23 protein-coding genes are annotated in these 23,290 nt (G+C 64.4%); 14 read left to right on the plus strand and 9 right to left on the minus strand.

The genetic code is table 11. The features are described from left to right. Position 1: 1 nt before the first annotated feature. The 3 genes from J8I29_RS14965 to J8I29_RS14975 are packed head-to-tail and all read left to right on the plus strand — an operon-like array spanning position 2 to position 2,092. Positions 2-775, plus strand: a complete 774-nt coding sequence (locus J8I29_RS14965; protein WP_209432264.1) for a hypothetical protein — start codon at positions 2-4, stop codon at positions 773-775. Next, positions 775-1,128 carry a MazG nucleotide pyrophosphohydrolase domain-containing protein gene (locus tag J8I29_RS14970; protein ID WP_209432265.1) on the plus strand — a complete coding sequence of 118 codons (354 nt, stop codon included), beginning with the start codon at positions 775-777 and terminating at the stop codon, positions 1,126-1,128. Before J8I29_RS14965 ends, J8I29_RS14970 begins: the two co-directional genes overlap by 1 nt. Next, complete coding sequence (locus J8I29_RS14975; protein WP_209432266.1) at positions 1,097-2,092, plus strand: hypothetical protein; 996 nt, start codon at positions 1,097-1,099, stop codon at positions 2,090-2,092. The genes J8I29_RS14970 and J8I29_RS14975 overlap by 32 nt, the downstream gene beginning before the upstream one ends. A 96-nt stretch (positions 2,093-2,188) precedes the next feature. Here the strand turns inward: J8I29_RS14975 and J8I29_RS14980 are convergent, their stop codons facing one another. Next, positions 2,189-3,139: an EamA family transporter gene (locus J8I29_RS14980; RefSeq protein ID WP_209432267.1), complete on the minus strand. Its 951-nt coding sequence runs from the start codon at positions 3,137-3,139 to the stop codon at positions 2,189-2,191. A gap of 498 nt (positions 3,140-3,637) precedes the next feature. On the opposite strand from J8I29_RS14980, the gene J8I29_RS14985 reads away from it, so the two are divergent. Then, positions 3,638-4,540 (plus strand): alpha/beta hydrolase, encoded by a 903-nt coding sequence (locus J8I29_RS14985; protein WP_348536022.1) that lies wholly within the window; start codon positions 3,638-3,640, stop codon positions 4,538-4,540. Positions 4,541-4,912: 372 nt separating this feature from the next. On the opposite strand, the gene J8I29_RS14990 is transcribed toward J8I29_RS14985, so the two are convergent. From J8I29_RS14990 to J8I29_RS15015, 6 genes are all read right to left on the minus strand, one after another. Further along, positions 4,913-5,872 (minus strand): arginase family protein, encoded by a 960-nt coding sequence (locus tag J8I29_RS14990; RefSeq protein ID WP_209432268.1) that lies wholly within the window; start codon positions 5,870-5,872, stop codon positions 4,913-4,915. Positions 5,873-5,949: 77 nt separating this feature from the next. Continuing rightward, a complete protein-coding gene (locus J8I29_RS14995; protein ID WP_209432269.1) occupies positions 5,950-6,642 on the minus strand; it encodes an ABC transporter permease in 693 nt (230 codons plus the stop codon). Then, positions 6,639-7,328, minus strand: coding sequence for an ABC transporter permease subunit (locus J8I29_RS15000; protein ID WP_209432270.1), 690 nt, complete (start codon positions 7,326-7,328; stop codon positions 6,639-6,641). The genes J8I29_RS14995 and J8I29_RS15000 overlap by 4 nt, the downstream gene beginning before the upstream one ends. 6 nt (positions 7,329-7,334) lie before the next feature. Continuing rightward, positions 7,335-8,114, minus strand: a complete 780-nt coding sequence (locus J8I29_RS15005) for a transporter substrate-binding domain-containing protein (protein ID WP_209432271.1) — start codon at positions 8,112-8,114, stop codon at positions 7,335-7,337. A gap of 271 nt (positions 8,115-8,385) precedes the next feature. Further along, positions 8,386-9,156 carry an ATP-binding cassette domain-containing protein gene (locus J8I29_RS15010; RefSeq protein WP_209432272.1) on the minus strand — a complete coding sequence of 257 codons (771 nt, stop codon included), beginning with the start codon at positions 9,154-9,156 and terminating at the stop codon, positions 8,386-8,388. Between the two features lie 247 nt (positions 9,157-9,403). Then, the gene (locus J8I29_RS15015) at positions 9,404-10,315 is read right to left on the minus strand and encodes a LysR substrate-binding domain-containing protein (RefSeq protein ID WP_105863765.1); all 912 of its coding nucleotides are present in this window, start codon (positions 10,313-10,315) and stop codon (positions 9,404-9,406) included. A gap of 223 nt (positions 10,316-10,538) precedes the next feature. Between J8I29_RS15015 and J8I29_RS15020 the strand changes: the two genes are divergently transcribed. Further along, positions 10,539-10,973 carry an NUDIX domain-containing protein gene (locus J8I29_RS15020; RefSeq protein WP_209432273.1) on the plus strand — a complete coding sequence of 145 codons (435 nt, stop codon included), beginning with the start codon at positions 10,539-10,541 and terminating at the stop codon, positions 10,971-10,973. A gap of 97 nt (positions 10,974-11,070) precedes the next feature. On the opposite strand, the gene J8I29_RS15025 is transcribed toward J8I29_RS15020, so the two are convergent. Further along, on the minus strand, positions 11,071-11,583 hold the full coding sequence (locus J8I29_RS15025) for an OsmC family protein (RefSeq protein ID WP_105863939.1): 513 nt from the start codon (positions 11,581-11,583) through the stop codon (positions 11,071-11,073). Positions 11,584-11,795: 212 nt separating this feature from the next. Here J8I29_RS15025 and J8I29_RS15030 point away from each other — a divergent pair, with 212 nt between their 5' ends. The 9 genes from J8I29_RS15030 to J8I29_RS15070 all read left to right on the plus strand — a co-directional run bounded on the left by J8I29_RS15030 (position 11,796) and on the right by J8I29_RS15070 (position 21,643). After that, positions 11,796-12,575, plus strand: a complete 780-nt coding sequence (locus J8I29_RS15030; RefSeq protein WP_209432274.1) for a glucose 1-dehydrogenase — start codon at positions 11,796-11,798, stop codon at positions 12,573-12,575. Between the two features lie 329 nt (positions 12,576-12,904). Beyond that, complete coding sequence (locus J8I29_RS15035; RefSeq protein ID WP_209432275.1) at positions 12,905-14,044, plus strand: ABC transporter ATP-binding protein; 1,140 nt, start codon at positions 12,905-12,907, stop codon at positions 14,042-14,044. A gap of 33 nt (positions 14,045-14,077) precedes the next feature. Next, positions 14,078-15,184, plus strand: a complete 1,107-nt coding sequence (locus J8I29_RS15040) for a PotD/PotF family extracellular solute-binding protein (RefSeq protein WP_209432276.1) — start codon at positions 14,078-14,080, stop codon at positions 15,182-15,184. Positions 15,185-15,341: 157 nt separating this feature from the next. Continuing rightward, positions 15,342-16,286, plus strand: coding sequence for an ABC transporter permease (locus J8I29_RS15045; protein WP_209432277.1), 945 nt, complete (start codon positions 15,342-15,344; stop codon positions 16,284-16,286). A gap of 13 nt (positions 16,287-16,299) precedes the next feature. Then, a complete protein-coding gene (locus tag J8I29_RS15050; RefSeq protein WP_209432278.1) occupies positions 16,300-17,100 on the plus strand; it encodes an ABC transporter permease in 801 nt (266 codons plus the stop codon). Between the two features lie 40 nt (positions 17,101-17,140). Continuing rightward, positions 17,141-18,469, plus strand: coding sequence for a histidinol dehydrogenase (gene hisD, locus J8I29_RS15055; RefSeq protein WP_209432279.1), 1,329 nt, complete (start codon positions 17,141-17,143; stop codon positions 18,467-18,469). Positions 18,470-18,472: 3 nt separating this feature from the next. After that, positions 18,473-19,516: an alcohol dehydrogenase catalytic domain-containing protein gene (locus J8I29_RS15060; protein ID WP_209432280.1), complete on the plus strand. Its 1,044-nt coding sequence runs from the start codon at positions 18,473-18,475 to the stop codon at positions 19,514-19,516. 59 nt (positions 19,517-19,575) lie between these two features. Continuing rightward, positions 19,576-20,307, plus strand: a complete 732-nt coding sequence (gene hutC / locus J8I29_RS15065) for a histidine utilization repressor (protein ID WP_068289110.1) — start codon at positions 19,576-19,578, stop codon at positions 20,305-20,307. A gap of 181 nt (positions 20,308-20,488) precedes the next feature. Beyond that, a complete protein-coding gene (locus J8I29_RS15070) occupies positions 20,489-21,643 on the plus strand; it encodes an alpha-hydroxy acid oxidase (protein WP_209432281.1) in 1,155 nt (384 codons plus the stop codon). A 146-nt stretch (positions 21,644-21,789) separates the two neighbouring features. Here J8I29_RS15070 and J8I29_RS15075 read toward each other — a convergent pair whose 3' ends face one another. Then, positions 21,790-23,127, minus strand: coding sequence for a hemolysin family protein (locus J8I29_RS15075; protein ID WP_209432409.1), 1,338 nt, complete (start codon positions 23,125-23,127; stop codon positions 21,790-21,792). Positions 23,128-23,290 lie beyond the last annotated feature (163 nt).

The following is a 23,290-nucleotide window of genomic DNA, read 5'->3' on the forward strand; positions in this document are numbered from 1 at the left end:
GATGACGTTAAATGATTCCGAAATCGAGGCGGAGATCGCAGCAGGACGATTGATAGAAAATGCCACCATCGGTGGGTGTACCGGAGCTTGTTACGAATTACGCATGGGGACTGTCTACTATGACTTAACTGAGAATGGGAAACGATTTGAACTAAAACCCGGTGAAGCCGCTCTAATCAAACCGGGCCATCGCGTTGTACTTATCACATCCGAGATATTGAGGATTCCTGACAATATTCTTGTACGTGTAGTTAGCAAGGGGGCGCTGTTTAGTATTGGACTTAGTCCCGTGGCAACTTACGCGGACCCCGGTTTTCATGGAAATCTGGGTATCGTTACGCAGAATATCAGCGACAAATTTATCGAATTACCGCAAGGCGAATCTATTGCAAAGGCAGACTTTAGCCGACTCGCGCGCCCTGTTACACATCCTTATCATGGTCAACATGGCTTTCAGGTGGGCATATGGCCGATCAAGACCCACCTTCAGAAGACTTATTGTGACGTGGCGGAAGATCCTCGTGTACTATCGGAACAAGAAGAAGCATTTGCTCTTCTGCCTGTCGCAACCCGCACAATCATCCGGCGAATGGAAACGACTCAGATTTGGACGCTTGTGGCTGTGTTTTTCGCCTTGATAGTCAATGCGGCAGCGTTATTTTTAATCAGCACTGACTGGATCGATCAAGTGTGGGGAATTGTAGGAAATTTAGCGGCCAGTGGCCTTATCGCTATTGGTACGATTTTTGCGAATTTCGTTAGAAGGCAACCGTAATGCAGCTTTCCGAGATCATAAAGAAACAGATCGATGCCGATACGAAGAGAGGCTTCCTTACTTCGTTTGACAATGACCAGGAATTACAAGATCAGCTTATGCGTGATCTTGTCGGTCTCGTTGGTGAGGTTGGAGAATTCGCTGATCTTTTAAAGAAAGTAGGGCTAGCATTCTCCACTCCGGGGTACACTGGGCCAACCCTTGCTGAAGCTACACCTCAGTTGCGTTCCGAACTTGCGGACGTTGCTATCTATCTATTCAGACTCTCTACAATTCTTAATGGCGACCTGGAGAGTGACATTCTCCGAAAGATGAAGATTAATGACGAGAGATATCGATATCTTGAGCCATAGGCGGACCTTCTTTCTTGCGGTCAACACCGGCTTTGTAACGGATGGCATACCGGACCAACGCTTTCTCGATTTTTATGCGACTCGGAGCTCCCCGGAGCTTTACTGTTCCATTGTTGGAAATGTAGTGGTACCTGGAGGGTATAGAACTAATGCCGTCACGCCTGTCTTATCAGAAAACTTGATTTGGAAGCATATTGCAGACTCTATTGCTGCGAAGGGTTCCTTGCCAGGTATTCAGCTTGCTACCACGTGGGAAGGCTATATTGGCCAAAAGAAATTTCGAGCCTTGAATTCGGCCGCTTTTATCTCGGAAGCTTGTCGTTTCGTTGATAGTATGACGATAAGTGATGTTGAGTCCACATTGAATTCGTTTGAATTTGCAGCAGATATAGCCATTAAGCACGGCTTTCGGCATATCCAAATTCACGCTGCCCATGGGTACCTCCTAAGTCTCTTGATAGATTATCGCATCAATCGTAATTCTGCGACGGTACTTGGAACACTTGCTTCGCTCGCTGAGAGGTTGAAAGGCCGGGGAATCGAAACTTCGATAAGAATCTCTTGTAAAACCGGAGACGCCGATTTCGATAGTAATGGTGCAGAGCGTTTGCAGGATTCTGTAGCTAATCTACCATTTGACTACATAGATTTATCCTCGGGATTTTACAATATTGACAAGCGCCTTATCTATCCAGCAAGACCTGATGTCATCGACTCTCGCTTACATGAGAGTATATCGATCGGCCTGCGTCATCCAACACGCTCTTTTATTATCTCTGGGCGTACATTCAAACACGATTGGACGGATTTAGCTTCAAACTTTCATCCCGGTATCTGTAGAGATCTAATTGCTAACCCACGTTTCTTACAAGAACGACATAATGGATGCCAAAATCAAAATAGATGTCACTATTATTCGCGCGGTGAGGATCATCTTACATGTGGAAGATGGCTGTCGTCGTAATTCTCAATTACGGTGACAGTCTATATTACTTGAAGACGGAAGATCGCGAAGGGTCTGATGCCGTCGATGCCTCTCCCGGTGTCCATCCCACCCTTCTTAAACAACGTTGGACCTTCGCTTGATCAACGCCGGCAGCACCAGCCCGGCAACAATAAAGGCCGCGCCCCAGATGTCGTAGTCGTGCAGGCTTTCCCCGAGCAGGAGATAGGCGAGCAGGGCCACGAAGACGGTCTGCAGGTAAAGCAGCATGCTGGCCCGGCCGGCGCCGAGCGCCTCGACGCTGCGATTGTAGAGATAATACATCAGCGCGCCGCCCGGCCCGGCCAGATAGGCGAGCGCCAGCAGGCCGTTCGCGTTGAGGGCCGAGCCGCCACCCCCGCTCACCTCCCACAGATAGAAAGGCAGGGCGGCAAGGGCGCCGGCGCCGAGCAGGACCACCACCGTGGGCAGCAGGGGGATGCCGAATTTCGAGCGGCGCAGCAGCACGGTGTAGAGGCCCCAGCAGAAGGCGCTGCCGACGATCCACAATTCGCCGGCACTGAACTGCAGCCCCTTGAGCGCGCCGAAATCGCCATGGGCGACGATGACCAGCATGCCGGCCAAGGCGAGCAGCGCGCCGATGGCCTTCCACACGCCCAGCGCTTCGCCCAGCACGATGCGGGCAATCACCATGGTCATCACCGGCGACAGCGCCATGATGATGCCGGCCGTGGTCGCATTGGTGGAATGGAGGCCCGTATAGATCATGCCCTGGCACAGGGTCAGTCCAACAGCGCCGACGAGCAGGACCTCCGGCGCCCGCGAGCGGATCAAGGCGAGGATCGCGCCATAGTGGCGGTGCACGATCGGCAGCAGGATCGCGCAGGCCAGCAGCAGCCGCCAGAAGCAGAGGGCCCACGGGCCCATTTCCGGCGCCGCCCATTTGGCCGCGATGTAGACGCCGGCCGAAAGCAGCCAGCCCAGGACCGCGGTGGCGTAGGCGCTGGCAAGGGACAGGCCGGCGGCGGTCTTCGCTTCGTCGGGGTGGGCTATCGGCAGCATTTGCATCCCCCTCTCCTCCCAGCGCGCATGGGACTGGAACGATTGCAGCGCCGCGTCGCCGGGCGCCGCTCTCCGGCCCGGAGCCCACCGGCGCTGTTCAGTCCGCCCGGCCTGACGGGTAGCCATCCGATTTATTCAATCGGGATGGTTTCCCGGCAATACAACGACGCTCCGGCATTACACCAACGGCATAGATGCTCGACCGATCAAGCACCGTCATGGCGAGCGTAGCGAAGCAATCCAGGGCCGGAAGACGTGGTGGCCGTGGCTCCTGGATTGCTTCGCCATGCCAATCGTGCGGATCGGCAGAGCTCGCAATGACGCGTGGGTCAACGTCGCGGCCGCCGGTATTACTCCGTCTCGAAAGATTAGGGCGTTCGCCGCCGCAAAAATAAGACGTTTTTCACCTCAGCCTCACTGCCGTAGCGTAATTTACGACTGATTGCGGCTATCGGTTACCAAGCATAGTGTCACGATGCGCCAGTCTTTATCAAGGAGCATGCCGTGGCCAACCGCGAGCGCACCCTGACGGAAATCGCCGCCATCCGCGACTTGCTGGCCGCCAAGCCCCGGCCGGTCGGCTGGGGCGAGCGGCGCGCACGGCTCGACGAGGTCGGCACACACTGGCCCGTGGCCGAGGACATCCAATGCACGGATGTCCAGTGCGACGGTGTCCCCGGCGAATGGTCGATGGCGCCGGGAAGTGACGCGGACAAGGTGCTGCTCTACTTCCATGGCGGCGGCTATTGCTCGGGCTCGATCAGGAGCCATCGCCGGCTGGTGACGGAAGCCGGCCGCGCGGCGCGCATGCGGACCCTGGCGATCGACTATCGCCGCGCGCCCGAACACCCGTTTCCGGCCCAGCACCAGGACGCGCTCGCCGCATGGCGCTTCCTGCGGCGGCAGGGCATCGCGGCCGAAGACATCGTGGTCGGCGGCGACAGTGCGGGCGGCAATCTCACTTTGGCCCTGATCGGCCGCCTGCACGCCGCCGGCGAGCCCCTGCCCCGCTGTGCCTGGCTGATTTCGCCCTGGACCGATCTCACCCTGTCGGGCGCGACGCTCGCCGGCAAGGACGCAATCGATCCGATCATCCACAAGGCCTATCTGGAGGAGCTTGCCGGCGCCTATGTCCCTGCGGGGCAAGACCGCGGGGACCCGCTCATCTCGCCTTTGTTCGCCGACCTGCACGGCTTTCCGCCGCTGTTGATCCAGGTCGGTTCGGCCGAGGCATTGCTGGCGGACGCCACGCGGCTTGCCGAGGCCGCCGGGATCGCTGATGTGCCCGTGCGGCTGGAGATATGGCCGCACATGATTCACGCCTGGCCCGTCTGGAACGCCGGCCTGGAAGACGGCCGGCGCGCGCTTTGCGCTGCGGGTGCGTTCATGAGGAACGCCGGGCAGTAGACCCGCGCGCCAAGGGCGCGACCCGTCATCCCCGGCCGTATCCTCACAAGCTGTGCTTGTGAGCGACAGCGAGGGGAAGGGGATCCAGGGGATGACAGGTCAAGCAAATGAGACCTGGTATTGGTTCTACTGCGTCACGAGGAAAGCGCGGCATCTTTACCCTCCCCTGGAGGGGGAGGGTCGGCCTGAAAGGCCGGGATGGGGTGAAAACACCGCAGGTCGCGACGAGGGAAATTTCCATTCTTATGAAGAGCCACCCCACCCCGACGCTACGCGTCGACCCTCCCCCTCCAGGGGAGGGTAGAAACGAGCCATGTTACGCAGCAGAGTGAGTCGGTCGGCAATCGAGAACGGCCGCCGCCCTCTCGCCCCTTATGCCCGCTGCCGCGCGATCACGCCCAGCGCCGTGGTGATCGCCCGGGCGAAGGTGAGCGCGCCGATGCCGTCGACGTCGCGCTCGGGCATGAATTCCACGAAGTCCATCGCCTCGATGCGGCCGCGGCGGGCGGCGCCCTTGATGAGGTCGACGAGCTGATAGTAGCTCAAGCCCCCCGGGGCGCGGCCGATGACGCCGGGCACCAGCGCCGGGTCGAGGGCGTCGGCGTCGATGCAGATGACGATGCGGCTGCCTTCGGGGATGAGGTCGAGAACGGCCTCGACGCCCTGGCGGTGCAGGTCATGGGCCGGCACGAATTTGACGCCCCAGGCCAGCGCATCCTCATAGTCGCTGGTCGCGGCCGAGCCGATGCCGCGGGCGCCGACCTGGATGATGCGCTCGATATGGGGCATTTCCGACGCCCGGCGCATGGTGGAGGAGAGGCCGAGGCGCTCGTCCATATGCACCTCGCGCCAGTCGATATGGGCATCGATCTGCAGGATGGTGTAGCGGGCGCCCTCCTCCGCCCCCAGGGCTTCGAGCATGGGGATGGGGATGGAATCATCCCCGCCCAGCACGATCGGCACCGCCCCGCGGGCGCGGATCATCTTGACGGCGGCGGCGATGGCGGCACGGTTGGCGGCGCCGTCATTCTCGTCATAGGGCAGGTTGCCGCAATCGACGGCGCGCAGGCGCGGCTCCGGGAAGACCTTGCCGCCATTGTCGAAATCGTGGCGGTCGACATTGGCGGTGAAGGCGGCGGTGGCGCGGCGCAGGGCATCGGGCGCGTTGCGGCAATAGGCGCCGACGGAGCGATAGGGCGTGGCGCAGGGTGCGCCGATCAGGGCGATCGGGGCGGTGAGTTCAGCGAGGTCGCGGCATTCCTCCAGGCCGAGGAAGGTGAGCGTATCGGCCGCCGCGCCGAACAGCGCGCCGAGATCGGCTTTCTGGTTCATGACAAGGGTCCTTCATGCGGGCCGCCCGCGGGCGGCATCGGGTTGGAAAAACGGAGGAAATCGGCGGGCGGCGGGCCTCAGGACGGGCGCAAATCGAGGTAGCCGGCCCAGCGGCGCTCGACGAGGCGGAAGGCGCCGACCAGGACGAAGGTCAGGACGAGGTAGACGATCGCGGCCGCGACATAGGGCTCGAACTGGATGTAGTAGTTCAGCGTGATCATGCGGGCGACACCGGTGGTCTCCAGCAGAGTGACGGTGCTGGCGAGCGAGGTGGCGTGCAGCATCATGATGGTCTCGTTGCCATAGAGCGGCAGCGCCCGCGTCAGCATCGCCGGCACCAGGATGCGCCGCGCCCGCGTCCAGCCGGACATGCCATAGGCGGTGGCGGCCTCCACCTCGCCGGGCGGGATGTGGCGCAGCGCCCCGGCGAAGATCTCGGTGGTGTAGGCGGTGGTGTTGAGCACGAAGGCGATCAGCACGCAGACGAGCGGGCTGGAGAGCCAGGGCCAGAGCAGGCTCTGGCGCACCAGCTCGAACTGGGCGAGGCCGAAATAGATCAGGAAGAGCTGCACCAGAAGCGGCGTGCCGCGGAACACCAGCGTATAGGCGAAGATCAGGCTGCGGATCAGCCGGTTGGCGCTGTTGCGCGCGAAGGAGAGCGGAATGGCGAGGCAGAAGGAGATCGCTAGGGACGCGACGGTGAGGATCAGCGTCAGCTGCGCCCCTTCGGCATAGAGGCCGAGATTTTCGGCGATGACGTCCCAGTTCATGGCGCCAGCTTCCTTGTGCCGAGTTCGTAGCGCCGCGCCAGCCAGGCCAGCACCAGCATGGAGAGGATGGTGATGGCGAGATAGAAGCCGCCGGCGACGAGATAGAAGGTGAAGGGCTTGCCGGTGGCCTCGGCCGCCCCCTTGGCGCGGAACATCACGTCCTGCAGGCCGATGAGCGAGACCAAAGCCGTCGCCTTGACCAGCACCAGCCAGTTGTTGGTGAAGCCGGGCAGCGCCAGGCGGATCATCTGCGGCAGCACGATGCGGGTGAAGATGCGGGTGCGGCTGAGCCCATAGGCCTGCGCCGCCTCGATCTGGCCGCGGGGAATGTTGAGGAGGGCGCTCTTGAAGGTCTCGGTCATATAGGCGCCGAAGATCAGCCCGAGCGTGGCGATGCCGGCTCCGAGCGGGGAGAACTCGACATGGATGTCGAAGCCGAGCCCTTCGCCGATCTGGTCGATCAGGGAGGGCAGGCTGTAGAAGACCAGCAGCATCATCACGAGATCGGGGATGCCGCGCACCACGAAGGTGTAGATCCCCGCAAGGGCCGCCAGCGTCCTATGGCCCGAGACCTTGCACAGGGCCGCGCCAAGGCCGAGCAGGACGGCCACCGCCAGCGAGGCGAAGGCCAGCAGCAGGGTGATCGCCCCTGCCGCCAGGATCGTGCGGACGAAATCGAGGACCATCTCCGGTCATTCGCCGAAATATTTGGTGTCGAGCGCCTTGAGCTTGCCGTTCTCCCTGAGGATGGCGAGGCCCTTGTTGATCTCGGCCACCAAGGCGGTGTTCTTCTTGCCGACGGCGATGGCGACGCCCTCGCCGAACTCCTTGGCGTCCTTGCCGGTGAGCTGCGGGCCGACCAGCTCGTAATCCTTGCCGGCATCCGACTTCAGGAAGCTGGCGGTGATCTGGGCCTGGTAGCTGATGTGGAGCTCGGCGCGGCCGGCGGTCAGCTCCAGATAGGGAGCGCTGCCGGTGTCGTAGCGCTTGATGGTCGCCTTGGGGAAGTGGCTGGTGACATAGGCGTCCATCGGCGTGCCGGTCTGCACCGCGATGGTCTTGCCGGCCAGGCCCTCGGGCGTGAACTCGAAGGTCGAGCCCTTCCTGGCCACGAAGCGGAAGATCGGGTGGTTGTAGATGTCGGAGAAGGCGATCACCTTGCGGCGCTTCTCGGTGACGGTGAGTTGGGAGATCAGCGCATCATATTTGCCGTCGATCAGGCCGGGGATCATGCCGTCCCAGGCGGCGTTGAAGATGTCGCAGTCGAGCTTGGCGGCCTCGCAGATCGCCTGCATCAGCTCGACGTCGTAGCCGACCAGCTTGCCGTTGGCATCGATCGATTCGAAGGGCGGGAAGGTGGCGTCGGTGGCGATCTTGATCTTGTCTGCGGCCTGGGCTGAAAGGGCCTGGGCGCCGGAGGCGGCAAGGCCGAGCAGGAGGGCGGCGACGGCGTTTCTGATGCGAATGCTCATGATGGGTCTCTCGGGATGGGATCTGTCGTTGCGGGAGCCGGTTTCCACCGGCCTTGGTCGGAGCGGGTTACCCTCCCCTGGAGGTATCGGCACTTCCTTTTGGAAGTGCCTGGGGTCGAGGCGAAGCCTCGGGGTGGGGTGAAAATGGGCAGGACGTCATGATGGAAACCATTTTGTTCTTGCTGAAAACCACCCCACCCCGGCCTTTCAGGCCGACCCTCCCCCTCCAGGGGAGGGTGAAGAAATGGGCTTCTTTCCTCACATCATCGAATTAATGCTGCAGACGCCCGGCAAGGAATTGCCGCAGCCTGTCGCTGCGGGCCTCGGTGAAAACGGCTTCGGGCGGGCCCTCTTCCTCGATGGCGCCGTTGTGCAGGAAGACGACGCGGCTGGAGGCATGGCGGGCAAAGCCCATCTCATGCGTCACCACGATCATGGTGCGCCCCTCCTCGGCGAGGGACTGCATGACCCTGAGCACCTCGCTCACCAGTTCCGGATCGAGCGCCGAGGTCGGCTCGTCGAACAGCATCACGTCGGGGTTCATGCTGAGCGCCCGGGCGATCGCCACGCGCTGCTGCTGGCCGCCGGAGAGATGGGCGGGATAGCGCTGCAGCACCTCCTGGCCGAGGCCGACCTTGGCGAGATTGGTCCTGGCCCGCTCCGTCGCCTCCGCCTTGGAGACGCCGAGCACGCTGATCGGCGCCTCGATGACATTGTCGATGACGCTCATATGCGACCACAGGCAGAAATTCTGGAACACCATGGCGAGGCGGCTGCGCATGCGCTGGAGCTGCTTCTTGTCGGTGGCCCTGAGGAAGCCGTCGCCGTCCTTGACCGTCTTCAGCGCCTCGCCGTCGATGACGATGCTGCCGGAAGTGGGGCGCTCGAGGAAATTGATGCAGCGCAGGAAGGTGCTCTTGCCCGAGCCGCTGGCCCCGATGATGCTGATGACATCACCGGCCGCGGCCTGGAGCGACACGCCCTTGAGGACCTCGACCTTGCCATAGGATTTGCGGATACCGTCCACGGCCAGCTTGTGCATGCTTCTTTCCAATCCGGCCGCGTTCGTCCGCCACCAGGACCCCTCTCCTGCGCCGGACCTGTCCGTCCAATCGCGACGGTGCTCATAAAATCAGAAGGCCGGCCCGGGGCAATTGATATTTGATCATCAAATAGATGACGTCATTTCATGTATTGCGCATTACCAGGGCAAATTGCCTGAGAAGGAGGCATGGCCGAGCGGCCTATCCGGCCAACTCCTGAACGGATCTCAACTGTACACCATCAGGTCAACCGATCTCCCAGGCCGCGGCATCCTTGCCGAAGCGCGCGAGGAGCCAGCGCAGGAAGAGCCGCACGCCCGAGCGCTGCAGGCCGGCATGGGTGGAGACGACATACCAGCCGCCGAAGGCGTCGATGGCGGTGGAAAAGGGCCGCAGCAGCGTGCCGTTCCTGACATCGGCCCCCGAGAGCGTATCGCTGGCCAGGGCGACGCCGGTGCCGTTGATGGCAAGGTCGATCGCCATGCCGAGATCGCTGCAATAGAGATGGCGGCTATAGGGGCTAAAGTCGCGCTCGCCGGCCTCGGAGAGCCAGCGCCGCCATTCGGAGCCGTCGTCCCAATGCAGCAGGATGGCGCTGCGCAGTTCTACCGGGCTGGTGATGCGCCGGCCGATACGCTGGAACAGGGTCGGGCTGCAGACGGGCATGATGCTGACATGGGCGAGCTGCGCCGACCATTTGTCGTCCCAGCCGCCGGCGCCGAAGACGATGCCGATATCGGCATCCACCAGCTCATGGATGCGGTGATTCTCGGTGAGCTTGATATGGCATTCGACGGCGAGGTGGTCCTGGCAGAAATCGGCGAGGTTCTTGGCGAGCCAGCCGCTGGCGAACATCGGCGGGCAGGCGATGCCGATGCGCCCGCCATCCTGGTCCGCCTCGGACAGGCGTAGCGCCGTGTTGGTGATGTCCTGCAGCGCGGCCGAGACCGTCTTGGCGAACACCCTTCCGGCATCGGTGAGCACCACGCCGCGGCCGGCCTTGTGGAAGAGCGGATAACCCAGCACCTCCTCGAGCCGCCGCAGCTGGTGGCTGACCGCGCTGTCCGTCAGGGCGAGCTCTCCGGCGGCCTTGGTCAGGCTCTCATGGCGCGCCGCCGCCTCGAAGGTGCGCAGCACGCCGAGCGGCAGGTTACGCATCGCCGCGTCCCGTCATGACACCATCGCGCATCCAGGCTCCCCTATCATCAACCGATCATTCAACCGTCATTGCGAGCGTAGCGAAGCAATCCAGGAGCTGGGAGACAGATATTTGCGGCTCCCGGATTGCTTCGCCATGCCAATCTTGCGGATTGGCAGAGCCCACAATGAGGGTCGAAACCACCACGAAGGAAAATCACAACGGGAGTGCTAGGATGGCGCCATGTCCTCCCCCGATGCGATTCGTATTGCAGCCGCCGTCATCGTCCGTCCCGACGGTATGACACTCCTGGTCAGAAAACGAGGGACATCGGCCTTCATGCAGCCCGGCGGCAAGATCGAGCCCGGCGAACAGCCCAGGCAGGCCCTGTGCCGCGAGCTCGCCGAGGAAATCGGCCTTGCGGTCGAGCCGGGCAGGCCCGTCTATCTCGGCCGGTTCCGGGCCCCGGCGGCGCATGAGGATGGCCGGACGGTCGAGGCCGAGATCTTCCGCCTCGACATCGCCGAGCCGGTCGCCGCCACTGCCGAGATCGAAGAGATCGCCTGGATCGACCCCAGGGCGCCGGGGCCGCTGCCGCTCGCCGCCCTGACGCGCGACCACGTGCTCGCCCTCGCGGCGGCGCCGGGTGCGTTTTTCGGGGCGCCGAACTCGGGTTAACCACGAGGAAGGCGATTCTCGGGCGCGCGCCGAGCACTCCAAGCTCCTCTGCCGCTGGCATGCCGAGCCGTGGCCGCGCAGGGCGCGCCAAGACGCCTCACCCCATTCGGTGCAGCGATACGCTCGTCTTCGGGCCGTGCCTGATGGTCTGGAACACCACGCAATAGCGCTCGGTCAGCTTCAGCAACTGGTCGAGCCGCTCCTGCGGCGCCTCGCTGTCGACGTCGAAGCGAAGCCGGATTTCGGCAAAACCGACCGGCGCCTCCCTGTCGACACCGAGCGTGCCGCGAAAATCGAGGTCCCCCTCGGCGCTGACCTGGCCGGCCTTCAAGGGCAGGTCGATCGCCGTCGCCACCGATTTCAGCGTCACGCCGGCACAGGCGACCAGGGCTTCCAGCAGCATGTCGCCTGAGCACAGCTCCAGCCCGGAGCCGCCGGTCGCCGGATGCAGGCCGGCGATGGCCAGCGCCCGCCCGGTTTCCACCTTGCAGGCGATGCCCTCGCCATCGATCGAGCCCTTGGCTTTCAGGGTGATCAGGGCCGTCTTCGGGTCGGCGCGATAGCGCTCCTTGATCGGCGCCTGCATGGCGCGCAGCTGTGTCGAATCCATCTGTTCCTCCCCGATCGTCATGATGCGGCGTCGGCCCGGACTATAGATCCCGGACGCTGCAGGGCAAACTCGTGACAGCGATTGGCAGGGTTCCGAATCGGCCGAGGACCTTGCGATCCGTATGGTTTTGTCTGATGAAAATAGGACGATCTTCACCCGGCCGTTTGCAGAACAGCCGGCGTTCGCATGTCGCCGTTGGCGAGAGGAGCATCATGTCGCGCCCGATTTTCGATCTCACCGGCCGCCGCGCCATCGTCACCGGCGCCAGCCGCGGCATCGGTCAGACCATCGCCCTGGCCCTGGCCGAGGCGGGTGCCGATGTCGCGGTGACCGCGCGCAGCCTGGAGAATCTCGAAGACACCCGCCGGCTGGTCGAAAAGGCCGGGCGTCGCTGCATCGCCCTGGCGCAGGATGTCGCCGACGTCGAGGATTGCCATGCCGTGATCAGCCAGGCCGCCGAGGCCCTCGGCGGCCTCGACATCCTGGTCAACAATGCCGGCGTCGAGAATGTCAGGCCATCCCTCGACGTCGACGAGGCCCTGTGGGATGCGATCGTCTCAACCAACCTCAAGGGCGCCTTTTTCTGCTCGCAGGCGGCCGGCCGGATCATGACGAGGGCCCAAGACGAGGCCCGAGGCGGAGCTATCGTCAATCTGTGCTCCCTCACCTCCTTCGTCGGCATCCCCACCGCGGTGCCCTATGGCGCCTCCAAATCCGGCCTGCTCGGCGTCACCCGAGCCCTCGCGGCCGAATGGGCGGGTCACGGCATTCGCGTGAATGCCATCGCACCCGGCTATTTCCGCACGGCCATGACCGAGGTTTTCTATAAGGACGAGGCGTGGCAGGGGCAGATGCTGGCCAAGATCCCGCAGCGGCGTTTCGGCGAACTGGCGGATATCGCGGGCGTCGCGGTGTTCCTGTGCTCGGATGCCTCGGCCTATGTCACCGGCCATTGCATTCCGGTCGACGGCGGCTATCTCGCCTCCATCTGACCCGGGCGGCGGTGAGCCTCGACGGACCGACCGTCATTGCGAGCGTAGCGAAGCAATCCAGAACCTCGGACGTGTACCATTCGGCCCCTGGATTGCTTCGCTACGCTCGCAATGACAATTTCCCTTCAATGTTCGTTGGTTTGAACCAACCCCCACACTGTGCGCTGCACAACAATTAATCACCGTACCGATACGAGCAAGAATTGCGCATGCGTCGTTGACCATAGTTGTATGTAGCTGTATAGACAGGTGCGTGCCGCCGTGCTTTCAGCCTGCAAAGACAGCGCATGAACGACCGGCATGGCGGCCTGGGAAGACTGGGGAACGAAATGGAATCTGCGCCCCTCGGCAGCCGCCCGTCCGGCGGAGCGAGTCCCTTTGCCGTGTCCGTCAGGGATGTCGCCATGATCTTCGGCGACGTCCATGCGGTCAAAAGCGCATCCTTCGACCTGCCCAAGGGCAAGTTTCTCACCATTCTCGGCCCGTCCGGCTCGGGCAAGACCACGCTGCTGCGCATGGTGGCCGGCTTCGATGCGCCGAGCCGGGGCGAGATCTTCATCAACGGCCAGCCCGTCAGCGCCGTGCCGCCGCACAAGCGGGCCATCGGCATGGTGTTCCAGAAACTGGCGCTGTTCCCGCACATGACGGCGGCGGAGAACGTCGCCTTCCCCCTCAAGATGCGCCGGCACGACGCCCGCGGCATCGCCGCCAAGGTGGAGCGCTATCTCGAACTCGTGCGCCTGGGCGGCTATGGCTCGCGCCGCATCAACGAATTGTCGGGCGGCCAGCAGCAGCGCGTGGCGATCGCCCGCGCCCTGGTGTTCGAGCCCGACCTCCTGCTGCTCGACGAGCCGCTGGCCGCGCTCGACCGCAAGCTGCGCGAGGAGATGCAGCTGGAGTTCCGCCGCATCCAGAAGGAGCTCGGGGTTACAACCATCAACGTCACCCACGACCAGCGCGAGGCCCTCGTGGTCTCGGACGAGATCATCGTGATGGACGGCGGGCAGATCCAGCAGAAGGCCCGCCCGGTCGACGCCTACAGGACGCCGGCCAACGCCTTCGTCGCCAATTTCATCGGCGTGACCAATTTCATCGAGGGCGTGTCCGGCGCCGCGACCGCCTCCGCCCTGGCCTTTACCAGCGCGGGCCGCGCCCTGGTCGGCGTATCGGCCAACCCCGCCGAACCGCCGGCGCCCGGTGAGGCCTGCCAGGGCGCCGTCCGGGCCGAGCAGATCCGGATCGCCCCGAGCGCGGACAGGCTGCAGGGCCTCGATACCGTCGTCGACGGCGTGGTGGTCGATTCCATCTTCGAGGGAGAGCGCATCGTCTACGAAATACGGGTCCCGGCCCTCGACGACGCGCTGCTGCGGGTCTTCGATCACGATCCCGTCGCGCATCAGCAATTCACCCCTGGCGAGGCCGTCAGCCTGGGGTGGAATGCCAAGGATATGCACGTCTTCAAGAAATGACCCCGAGAAGGTCCATCCAGAGGAGAACCAAAGATGTCACACGATCAGTTCCTGTCAGCGCAAATCCGCCGGCGTACCCTGCTCGCCTCCCTGCTGGCGGCGGGCGCCTCGGCCACATTGGGCACCGGCCGCGCCATGGCCGCCGAACCCGAAAAGCCCTCCGAGATCATCGTGCGCGCCTGGGGCGGCAGCTGGGTCGACGCCCTGAAGGCGGGCGTCTCCGACAGCTTCACCAAGAAGACCGGCATCGCCGTGCGCCATGACCTCACCGAGGACAACGAGATCCAGCCCAAGCTATGGGCGGCCGTGGCCCAGAAGCGCACGCCGCCGATCCATGTGAACTGGGACACTACCACCAACGCCACCAAGTCGGCGCTGCGCGGCGTGACCGAGGATCTGTCCGACCTGCCCAACCTCAAGAACACCACCGAGCTGGCCAAGCCGGTCGGCCTCGATGGCTATCCGATCGTCAATACCTATGGCTATGTCTATGTCCTGGCCTATCGGCCGTCGGCCTTCCCGAACGGCGCGCCCAAATCCTGGAAGGACCTGCTCGATCCCAAGCTGAAGCGCCGCATCGCGCTCTACAACGACGGCATCGGCTTCCACTTCCCCGCCCAGGTCGCCGGCGGCGGCAAGCTGGAGGACATCCCGGCCAACATGCAGCCGGCCTGGGACTTCATCGCCAAGGTCAAGGAGCAACAGCCCCTCCTGGGCGAGGATCCCGATTTCACCACCTGGTTCCAGAAGGGCGAGATCGACGCCGCCTGCACCATTTCCACCAATGCGCGCGAGGCCAGGAAGAACGGCATCGACCTCGCCTGGGTGGTGCCGGAGGAAGGCGCCAAGTTCGACACGGACGGGCTGTGGATCCCCAAGGGCCTGCCGGAGAACGAGCTCTACTGGGCCAAGCAATATATCGACCATGCCTTGACCAAGGAAGCCCAGCAGATCTGGCTCGACGGCCTTGGCCTGCCCGGCGTGGTGCCCGGCCTCACCCCGCCGGCCGATCTCGTCAACAATCCCGCCTATCCGACCAAGGAGGAGGACTTCAAGCACCTCATCCGCATCTCGTCGCGCACGCAGGTGGAGAACGAGAGCAAGTGGTTCGCCAAGTTCAAGGAAATCATGCAGGGCTGAGGCATGCCTAGCCTTCTCCCTTTGCGGGAGAAGGTGCCCCGAAGGGGCGGATGAGGGGTGAAACGCAGCCTTGCAAGGCAACGGCCAACACCCCTCATCCCCCTGCCGGGACCTTCTCCCGCAAGGGGAGAAGGCAAATCCCACAAGGACCGACAGGATGCGCTCTTCGCGTGCCGCCTATCCCCTGACCTGGCGTATCATGGATGCGCTCGAGCACCTGGCCGCCCTTGCGTGGCCCTCTAGCTTCCGGGCGGGCCTGCCCTATCTGATGCTGCTGCCCGCGCTGGTGCTGGTCGGCCTGCTCGTGCTCGGCCTCATTCAGATGGGCGATGCCAGCCTGCGCGTCCTCGACACCAACACCTTCCTGATGTCGGAGACCTACACGCTTGCCAATTACCAGCGCGTGGTGAGCGAAAGCTTCTTCACCGCCGTGGCCGGCCGCAGCCTGATGGGCGCCGTCATCGTGACGCTGGCGACCCTGATCCTGGCCTTTCCCTATGCCTATCTGATGGTGCGCACGCGCTCCTCGGGCCTGCGCAAGTTCCTGCTGGTCGCGCTGTTCCTGCCCTTCTTCATCGGCCAGGTGGTGCGCGCCTATGGCTGGCTGATCATCCTGGGCAATCAGGGCATGGTCAACGAGGCGCTCGGCCTGGTCGGCGTGGCGCCCATGCGCCTGCTCTACAACTATCCCGCCGTGCTCTTCGGCCTCGTCCAGTACATGCTGCCCTTTGCCGTGCTGATGCTGGCGCCGGCCCTGACGGCGATACCGGCGGAACTGGAAGCCGCCGCCGCCTCGCTCGGCGCGGGCTGGGTACGGACCTTCCGGCACATCGTCCTCCCCCTCGCCCGTCCGGGCCTGGTGGGCGCCGGCCTCGTGGTCGTCACCCTCTCGCTCACCGATTTCGCGGTGCCCGCCATCCTGGGCGGCGGCACCCAGGATTTCATCGCCAACGCCATCTACGACCAGTTCTTCCGCACCTCCGACCAGGGCCTGGGCGCCACGCTCTCGCTGATGCTGGTGGCGGTCGGCTCCATCCTCGTCGGCGTGGTGTTCATGCTGTTCGGAGCCGGGACCCTGGCCATGAACGGCAAGAAGAACTGAGCGGAGAACGCAAATGACCGGCAGCACCAGCAAGTCCCTGGTGATCTGGGGCTTCGTGATCGCGGCGCTGGTGATGCTGTCGGCGCCGACCATCGTGGTGCTCGGCGCCTCCTTCACCGCCGGCAACATCATCACCTTCCCGCCCGAAGGCCTTTCCCTGCGCTGGTACGGCGCCATCGCCCAGGCGAGCGATCTGCGCCAGGCCTTCCTGCGCTCCTTGATCGTGGCGACGATCTGCACGCTGATCGCCGTGCCCGTGGGCACGCTGGCCGGCATCGCGCTCGCCAAATACAAGGTCCGCTTCGAGCGCTCGATCCAGGTCTACCTGCTGCTGCCCTTCACCATCCCGCTGATCGGCTCGGGCATCGGCATGATGCTGGTCTTCGGCAATCTCGGCGTGCTCGGCCGGCTCTGGCCCGTCGGCATCGCCTGCTGCGTGATCAACCTGCCCTTCATGATCTGGGCCGTCACGGCCAGCGCCAGCAATCTCAGCCCGGACCTGGAGCTCGCCGCGGCCAATTGCGGCGCACCGCCCTTGCAGCGCTTCCTCTACATCACCCTGCCCGCGGTGCTGCCGGGGGTGATCACCGGCTCGCTCCTGATGTTCATTCTCGCCCTCAACGAGTTCCTGGTCAGCCTGCTCCTGGTGGATGCCCGCTCCGTCACGCTGCCGGTGCAGATCTACAATTCCATCCGCTCCATCATCACACCGGACCTCGCCGCCATTTCCGTCGTCTTCATCGCCTGCGCCGGTATTGCCATCGCCTTGCTCGACCGGCTCGTCGGCCTCGACATCTTCCTCAAATCCAAATGACCTTCCCGGCCCCGCGAGGCCGCGCATCCAGGATAGAACGATGACCTCAGCCCGCTTCTACGACTATGCCAGCCTCAGCGCGGAGGAGAAGGCCGCCCTGCTGCGCCGTTCGGAAACGGACATTTCCAAATTCATCGAGAAGGTCGCGCCCATCCTGGAAGCGGTCAGGACCGAGGGCGATGCCGCGCTGGCCCGCTTCGGCCGGGAGCTGGACAGAGCCGAAGTGACCGAGGCGAACCTCAAGGTCACGCCGGCCGAGTTCGACGCCGCCTTCAGGCAGGTCGACAGCGACGTCATCGAGGCGATCACCTTCGGCATCGACAATATCCGCCGCTTCCACGAGGAGCAGAAGCCCGAGGCGATGTGGCTGAAGGAGATCCGGCCCGGCGCCTATGCCGGCGATCGCTTCACCCCGATCCAGTCGGTCGCCCTCTACGTGCCGCGCGGCAAGGGCTCCTTCCCCTCCGTGACCATGATGACCTCGGTTCCGGCGGTGGTCGCCGGCGTGCCCAACCTTGCCATCGTCACCCCGCCGGCGCCCGACGGCGCGGTCGACGCGGCCACGCTGGTCGCCGCCAGGCTGGCGGGCGTGGAGACGGTCTACAAGGTCGGCGGCGCGCAGGCGGTCGCAGCCGTCGCCTACGGCACTGAGACCGTCAAGCCGGCCCTCAAGATCGTCGGTCCCGGCAGCCCATGGGTGGTCGCCGCCAAGCGCCTGCTCTCCGGTGTCATCGATACCGGCCTGCCGGCCGGCCCCTCCGAGGTGATGATCCTGGCCGACGACAGCGTGCATGGCGGCCTCGCCGCGCTCGATCTGCTGATCGAGGCCGAGCATGGTCCGGATTCCTCGGCCTATCTCGTCACCCATAGCCGCCGGGTCGCCGAGGAGGCGCTCGCCGCCCTGCCCGAGCATTGGGCCCGCATGACCGAGCAGCGCGTCGCCTTCTCCAAGGCCGTGCTGACCGGCACCACTGGCGGCGTCGTGCTGACATCCTCGATCGAGGAGAGCTACGCATTCGTCAACGCCTATGCCCCCGAGCACCTGGAAATCCTGTCCGAGGAGCCTTTCATCCATCTCGGTCACATCACCGAGGCTTCCGAGATCCTGATGGGAACGCACACACCGGTGAGCATCGCCAATTTCTCGCTGGGGCCGAATGCCGTGCTGCCGACCAGCCGCTGGGCCCGCACCTTCGGCCCGCTTTCGGTGAACGATTTCGTCAAGCGTTCTTCGATCGGCTATGTCACTCCGCCGGCCTATGCCGAATTCGCCCGCCATTCCCACAAGCTGGCGCTCTATGAGGGCTTTTCCTCCCATGCCAATGCCGTCTCGCCGATCCGCGAGGCCTATCTGAAGAAGGGCGGCTGAGCGATGAAGGCTGTCCGGCTGCATGATGTCAGGGACCTGCGGGTGGAGGAGGTGGCTGCCCCCTCTTCGCCGCCGCCCGGCCATGTGAATCTCGCGGTCAGGGCCGCCGGCATCTGCGGCTCGGACCTGCACAATTACCGGACCGGCCAGTGGATCACGCGCCGTCCCTCGGTGGCGGGCCACGAGTTCTGCGGCCGCGTGACGGCGATCGGCGAGGGAGTGAGCGGGTTTGCGGTCGGCGATGTCGTCGTCGCCGATTCCAGATTCTGGTGCGGCAATTGCCCCGCCTGTGCCGGAGGACGGCACAATGTCTGCGAGAATCTCGGCTTTGTCGGCGAGGCTTGCGACGGAGGTTTTGCCGATGCCGTGCAATTGCCGGCCCGGCTGCTGGTGCCGCATGCGCCTTCGCTGCCGCCGCGGATCGCCGCCATGGCCGAGCCGCTGGCGGTGGCGCTGCATGCGGTACGGCGTCTCGCTGCGCCGCGCGGAGAGCCGGTGCTCGTGGTCGGCTGCGGCACGATCGGAGGCCTATGCGCCCTGCTGCTCGCCCATCTCCATGACGGCCCCATCCTGCTCAGCGACCCCAATAGCGCGCGCGCCGACCTGGTGTCGGTGCTGAGTGGCGGCAGGCGTGTCGGCCTCGTCGCCGAGGACATCGCCGCAGCGCTTGGAGGGCGGCGCCTGCGCCATGCCATCGATGCGACGGGCCATGTCGGAGCCATCGCGACGACGCTCGGCCTCCTCGCCGGGGCGGGTGCGCTCTGCCTGGTCGGCATCGGCCATGGCAAGCTCGACCTCGACCCCACCGAGCTGGTCGAACGCGAGATCGCCTTGATCGGCTGCCATGCTTTCGCCGACGACGACCTCGTGCAGGCCGCTTCTCTGCTGGTGGAGCTGCAAGGTGCCCTCGAACAGCTCTGCGAGGTCCTGCCCGGCCTGGACGAGGTGCCGGCCGCCTATGAGCGCCTGCTGGCCGGCCAGAGCACGAAGCTGAAAACCATTGTCCAGCTCACCGATGAGCCAGCCGCCCTCTTCCCGATTGCATGATTGAACCGGACTTTCCCGATATCAGGCCTTCTCGACAACGCCCCGCAGGAGACAGGACCATGGACGTTCTTTCCGACGCCGCCTCTCCCCTCTACGAGAAGGTCAAGGACTTCGTGCTCGGCAACATCGCCAGCGGTAAATGGGGGCGCCAGGGGCGCCTGCCTTCCGAGCACGATCTCGTCGCCGCGCTCGGTGTCTCGCGCATGACCGTGCACCGGGCCTTGCGCGAACTGACGGCACAGGGGCATCTGCGCCGCATTCCGGGCGTCGGCACCTTCGTCGCTCCGCCCAAGCCGCAATCGACGCTCATCGAGATCAGCAACATCGCCACCGAGATCAAGGCCCGCGGCAGCCGGCACCGGGCCGAGGTGGTCCTGCTCGAACGCGTGCATCATCCCACGCCGGAATTGATGATCGCCTTCGAATTCGAGGCGATCAAGCCAGTCGACCATTCCATCGTCATCCATTTCGAAAACGACGTGCCGGTGCAGCTCGAGGAGCGCTACGTCAACATCGACCTGGTCAGTGGCTATCTCGACCAGGACTATACCAATGCGGCGACCTATGACTATCTGCAGCAATCCACGCCCCTGACCGAGGTCGAACAGCTGATCAGCGCCTTGCCGGCGGGAGAGGAAACCGCGCGCCTGCTCCACATCCGCCCCGGCGACAGCTGCCTCGTCCTGCACCGCAAGACCTTCACGGGGCCTGTTGTCGCGACGGTGAACACCTTCACCTATGTCGGCAGCCGCTATTCGCTGGGCAGCCGCTACCTTCACACGGCGCGTTGATGACTGAACGCCCGCGTGCTCCGCACCCAACAACATCGACCTGTCATTCCCGGCCGAGCGAAGCGAGGGGAAGGGAATCCAGGGGCCAGGAGCGCATCTCGCTGCCCCTGGATTCCCTTCCCGCCGCCTTCGGCGGCGCCGGGAATGACGGGCTAAAATTTTCGAAAGCCGGCATACTTCCATGCAATTGGTGAACGTACACGACTATCGCGAGGCGGCCCGCCGTCGCCTGCCGAAGATCTTCTTCGACTATATCGATGGCGGATCCTTCGAGGAGGAAACCCTGCGGGCCAATCGCAGCGACTACGCCCGGCTGACCTTGCGCCAGAACGTGCTGGTGGAGCCCCGAGAGCAGGACCTCGGCACGCATTATCTCGGCACGCGCCATCCCCTGCCCTTCATGCTGGGCCCCGTCGGCTTTCTCGGGCTCTATGCCGGCAAGGGCGAGGAAAAGGCCGCGCGAGCCGCGCATGCCGCGGGAATCGCGCTCTGCCTTTCCAACTTCTCCATCGCTTCGCTCGCCGATGTGCGGCAGGCGACCAAGGGCCCGCTCCACTTCCAGCTCTATGTGCTCGACGATCGCTCGCTTTGCGACGAGTTCCTGGAAGGCGCCCGCCTGGCCGGCGCGGATACGCTCTTCGTCACCGTCGACACCGCGATCACCGGCATCCGTGAACGCGACGTCCGCAACGGCTTCCGCTCGCTGACACGGGTGACGCCTGGCCTGTTCCTCGGCCTTGCCCGCAAGCCGGGATGGCTTCTCGACGTGGCGGCGCGCGGCATGCCCAGCGTAAGGGCGATCGAACACCGGCGCGACTTCGGGCGCGGCGCGCTCGAACAGGCCGCCAATCTCTCGCGCCATATCGACAAGACCGTGTCGTGGAAGGACATGGCCTGGCTGCGCGAACGCTGGCAGGGCCGGTTGGTGGTCAAGGGGGTGCTTGCCCCCGAGGATGCACTGAAGGCCAAGTCGATCGGTATGGACGGCGTGGTGATCTCCAACCATGGCGGACGGCAGCTCGACGGCGCGTCGAGTACCATCGCAGCCCTGCCTGCCATCCGCCGGGCGGTCGGGCCCGATTTCTGCGTAATGCTCGACGGCGGCATCCGCCGGGGCACCGACATCGTCAAAGCCATCGGCCGCGGCGCCGACGGCGTCATGCTCGGCCGCGCCTATACCTATGGTCTCGCCGCCGCGGGCGAGGCCGGGGTTGCCGGCGTGATCGACATCCTCACCCGCGAGATCTCGATCACCCTGGCGCTGATGGGCGTGGCCTCGATCGACGAGCTGAAGTCGCTGGGCACCAAGGCCGTCATCGCAGCCGATCGAGGCTGAAGCGCCCTGCGACTTGCCGGCGTTTCGGTGTGCCGATCTCCAGATCGGCAATCTTGGAAACGATACGCCTTATCAGGAGCAATGCCGATCTGGAGATCGGCACACCATGCGCGGTAGCATGGCCGACGCCTGCCTCCTGTCTGCCCTCAGGACTCTGCCCCCTCCACCCGGCGTGCCAGGAGCTTGTCGATGCGGCGATCATCCATGTCGACGATCTCGAACACCCAGCCGCCATAGTCGAACTGCTCGCCGACATCGGGCAGGTGGCCGAGCTGCGACAGGGCGAAGCCGGCGATGGTGTGGAAGTCGCGATCCTGCGGCCTTGTCTGCAGTTGCAGCCGGTCGAAGGCGGCATAGGCCGGCATCATGCCGTCGATCAGCAGCGAACCGTCCTGGCGTTCGACGATATCGGGCTCTTCCCCCTCGACCTCGGGCAGGTCGCCGGCCATGGCTTCGAGCAGGTCCGTCTGGGTGACGATGCCTTCGAGGCCGCCATATTCGTCGATGATGAGGGCCAGTCTGATCGGGGTCCGCTTGAACTGGTCGAGCACCCGAAAGATCGGCATGGCCTCATGCACGATGAGGGGCTGGCGCATGACGGCGAGCGGATCGAGCCTCTCCCCGTCCAGCACCCGGTCGAGCAGATCCTGCTTGACGATCATGCCGAGCGGCTCGTCGATATTGCCGCGTCCGACCAGGATGTGGTCGTGCCGGCATTCGCGGATGATGCGCAGCGTCTCCTTGGGATCGTCATCGATATCGACCCAGTCGATCTCTCGCCGGGGCGTCATGATATCGCTGATGCGCCGCCCGCCGATGCTGAGCACACGCACCATCACCTCTTCCTGCGCATCCTGCAGGATGCCGGCGTCCTGGCTGGCCCGGACCAGCAATTTGAGTTCCTCGGGCGAATGCAGCGATTCCTCCCCGGAACCCGGCCGCAGGCCGCAGGCCCGCAGCACCAAATTGCCGAGGCCGTTCAGCATCAGGATGGCCGGGCGCAGCAGGAACAGGAACAGGCCCAGCGGCCGGACGATCCACAGCGCCGTGCCCTCGCTGCGCTGCAGGGCCAGGCTCTTGGGCGCCAACTCGCCCAGCACGATATGCAGGGCCGTGATGATCACGAAGGCGAGGGCGACGGCGATGGCATGCGAGCCGACGGTGGCGATCCCCGCCGGCAGCCAGCCGAGCAGCGGCTCGATCAGATGGGCGAGCGCCGGCTCGCCGATCCAGCCAAGCGCCAGGGACGAGATGGTGATGCCGAGCTGGGTCGCCGCCAGATTGGCGTCGAGATTGTCGATGGCGCGCAAGAGCGGGCGGGCGTTCATCCGCCCCGCGGCGGCAAGCTCGGCCACCCTGCTGCGGCGGACGGCAACGAGCGAGAACTCGGCGGCCACGAAAAAGCCGTTGGCGGCCACGAGAGCAAAGACGGCTAGTACCCTCAACAAGTCCATGACGAGAGCACCGTCGTCGGAACCGGACATCATCTCCCCTTCCGCGCTGGGCGCGGTCCTTTCACAAAACGAACCCTCCTAGCATCGCCGCTCTGAAGCCGGGAGGCAAACCGCTCCTCGCCAAGGCTGTGCGAAACCTCCCCCAAAGGGGGGCCACCGCTGCCATGCGCCCGAAAACCCGTCTCGCCGCCGG

Source organism: Labrys sp. LIt4 (assembly GCF_017813775.1).
GTDB classification, from domain to species: domain Bacteria; phylum Pseudomonadota; class Alphaproteobacteria; order Rhizobiales; family Labraceae; genus Labrys; species Labrys okinawensis_A.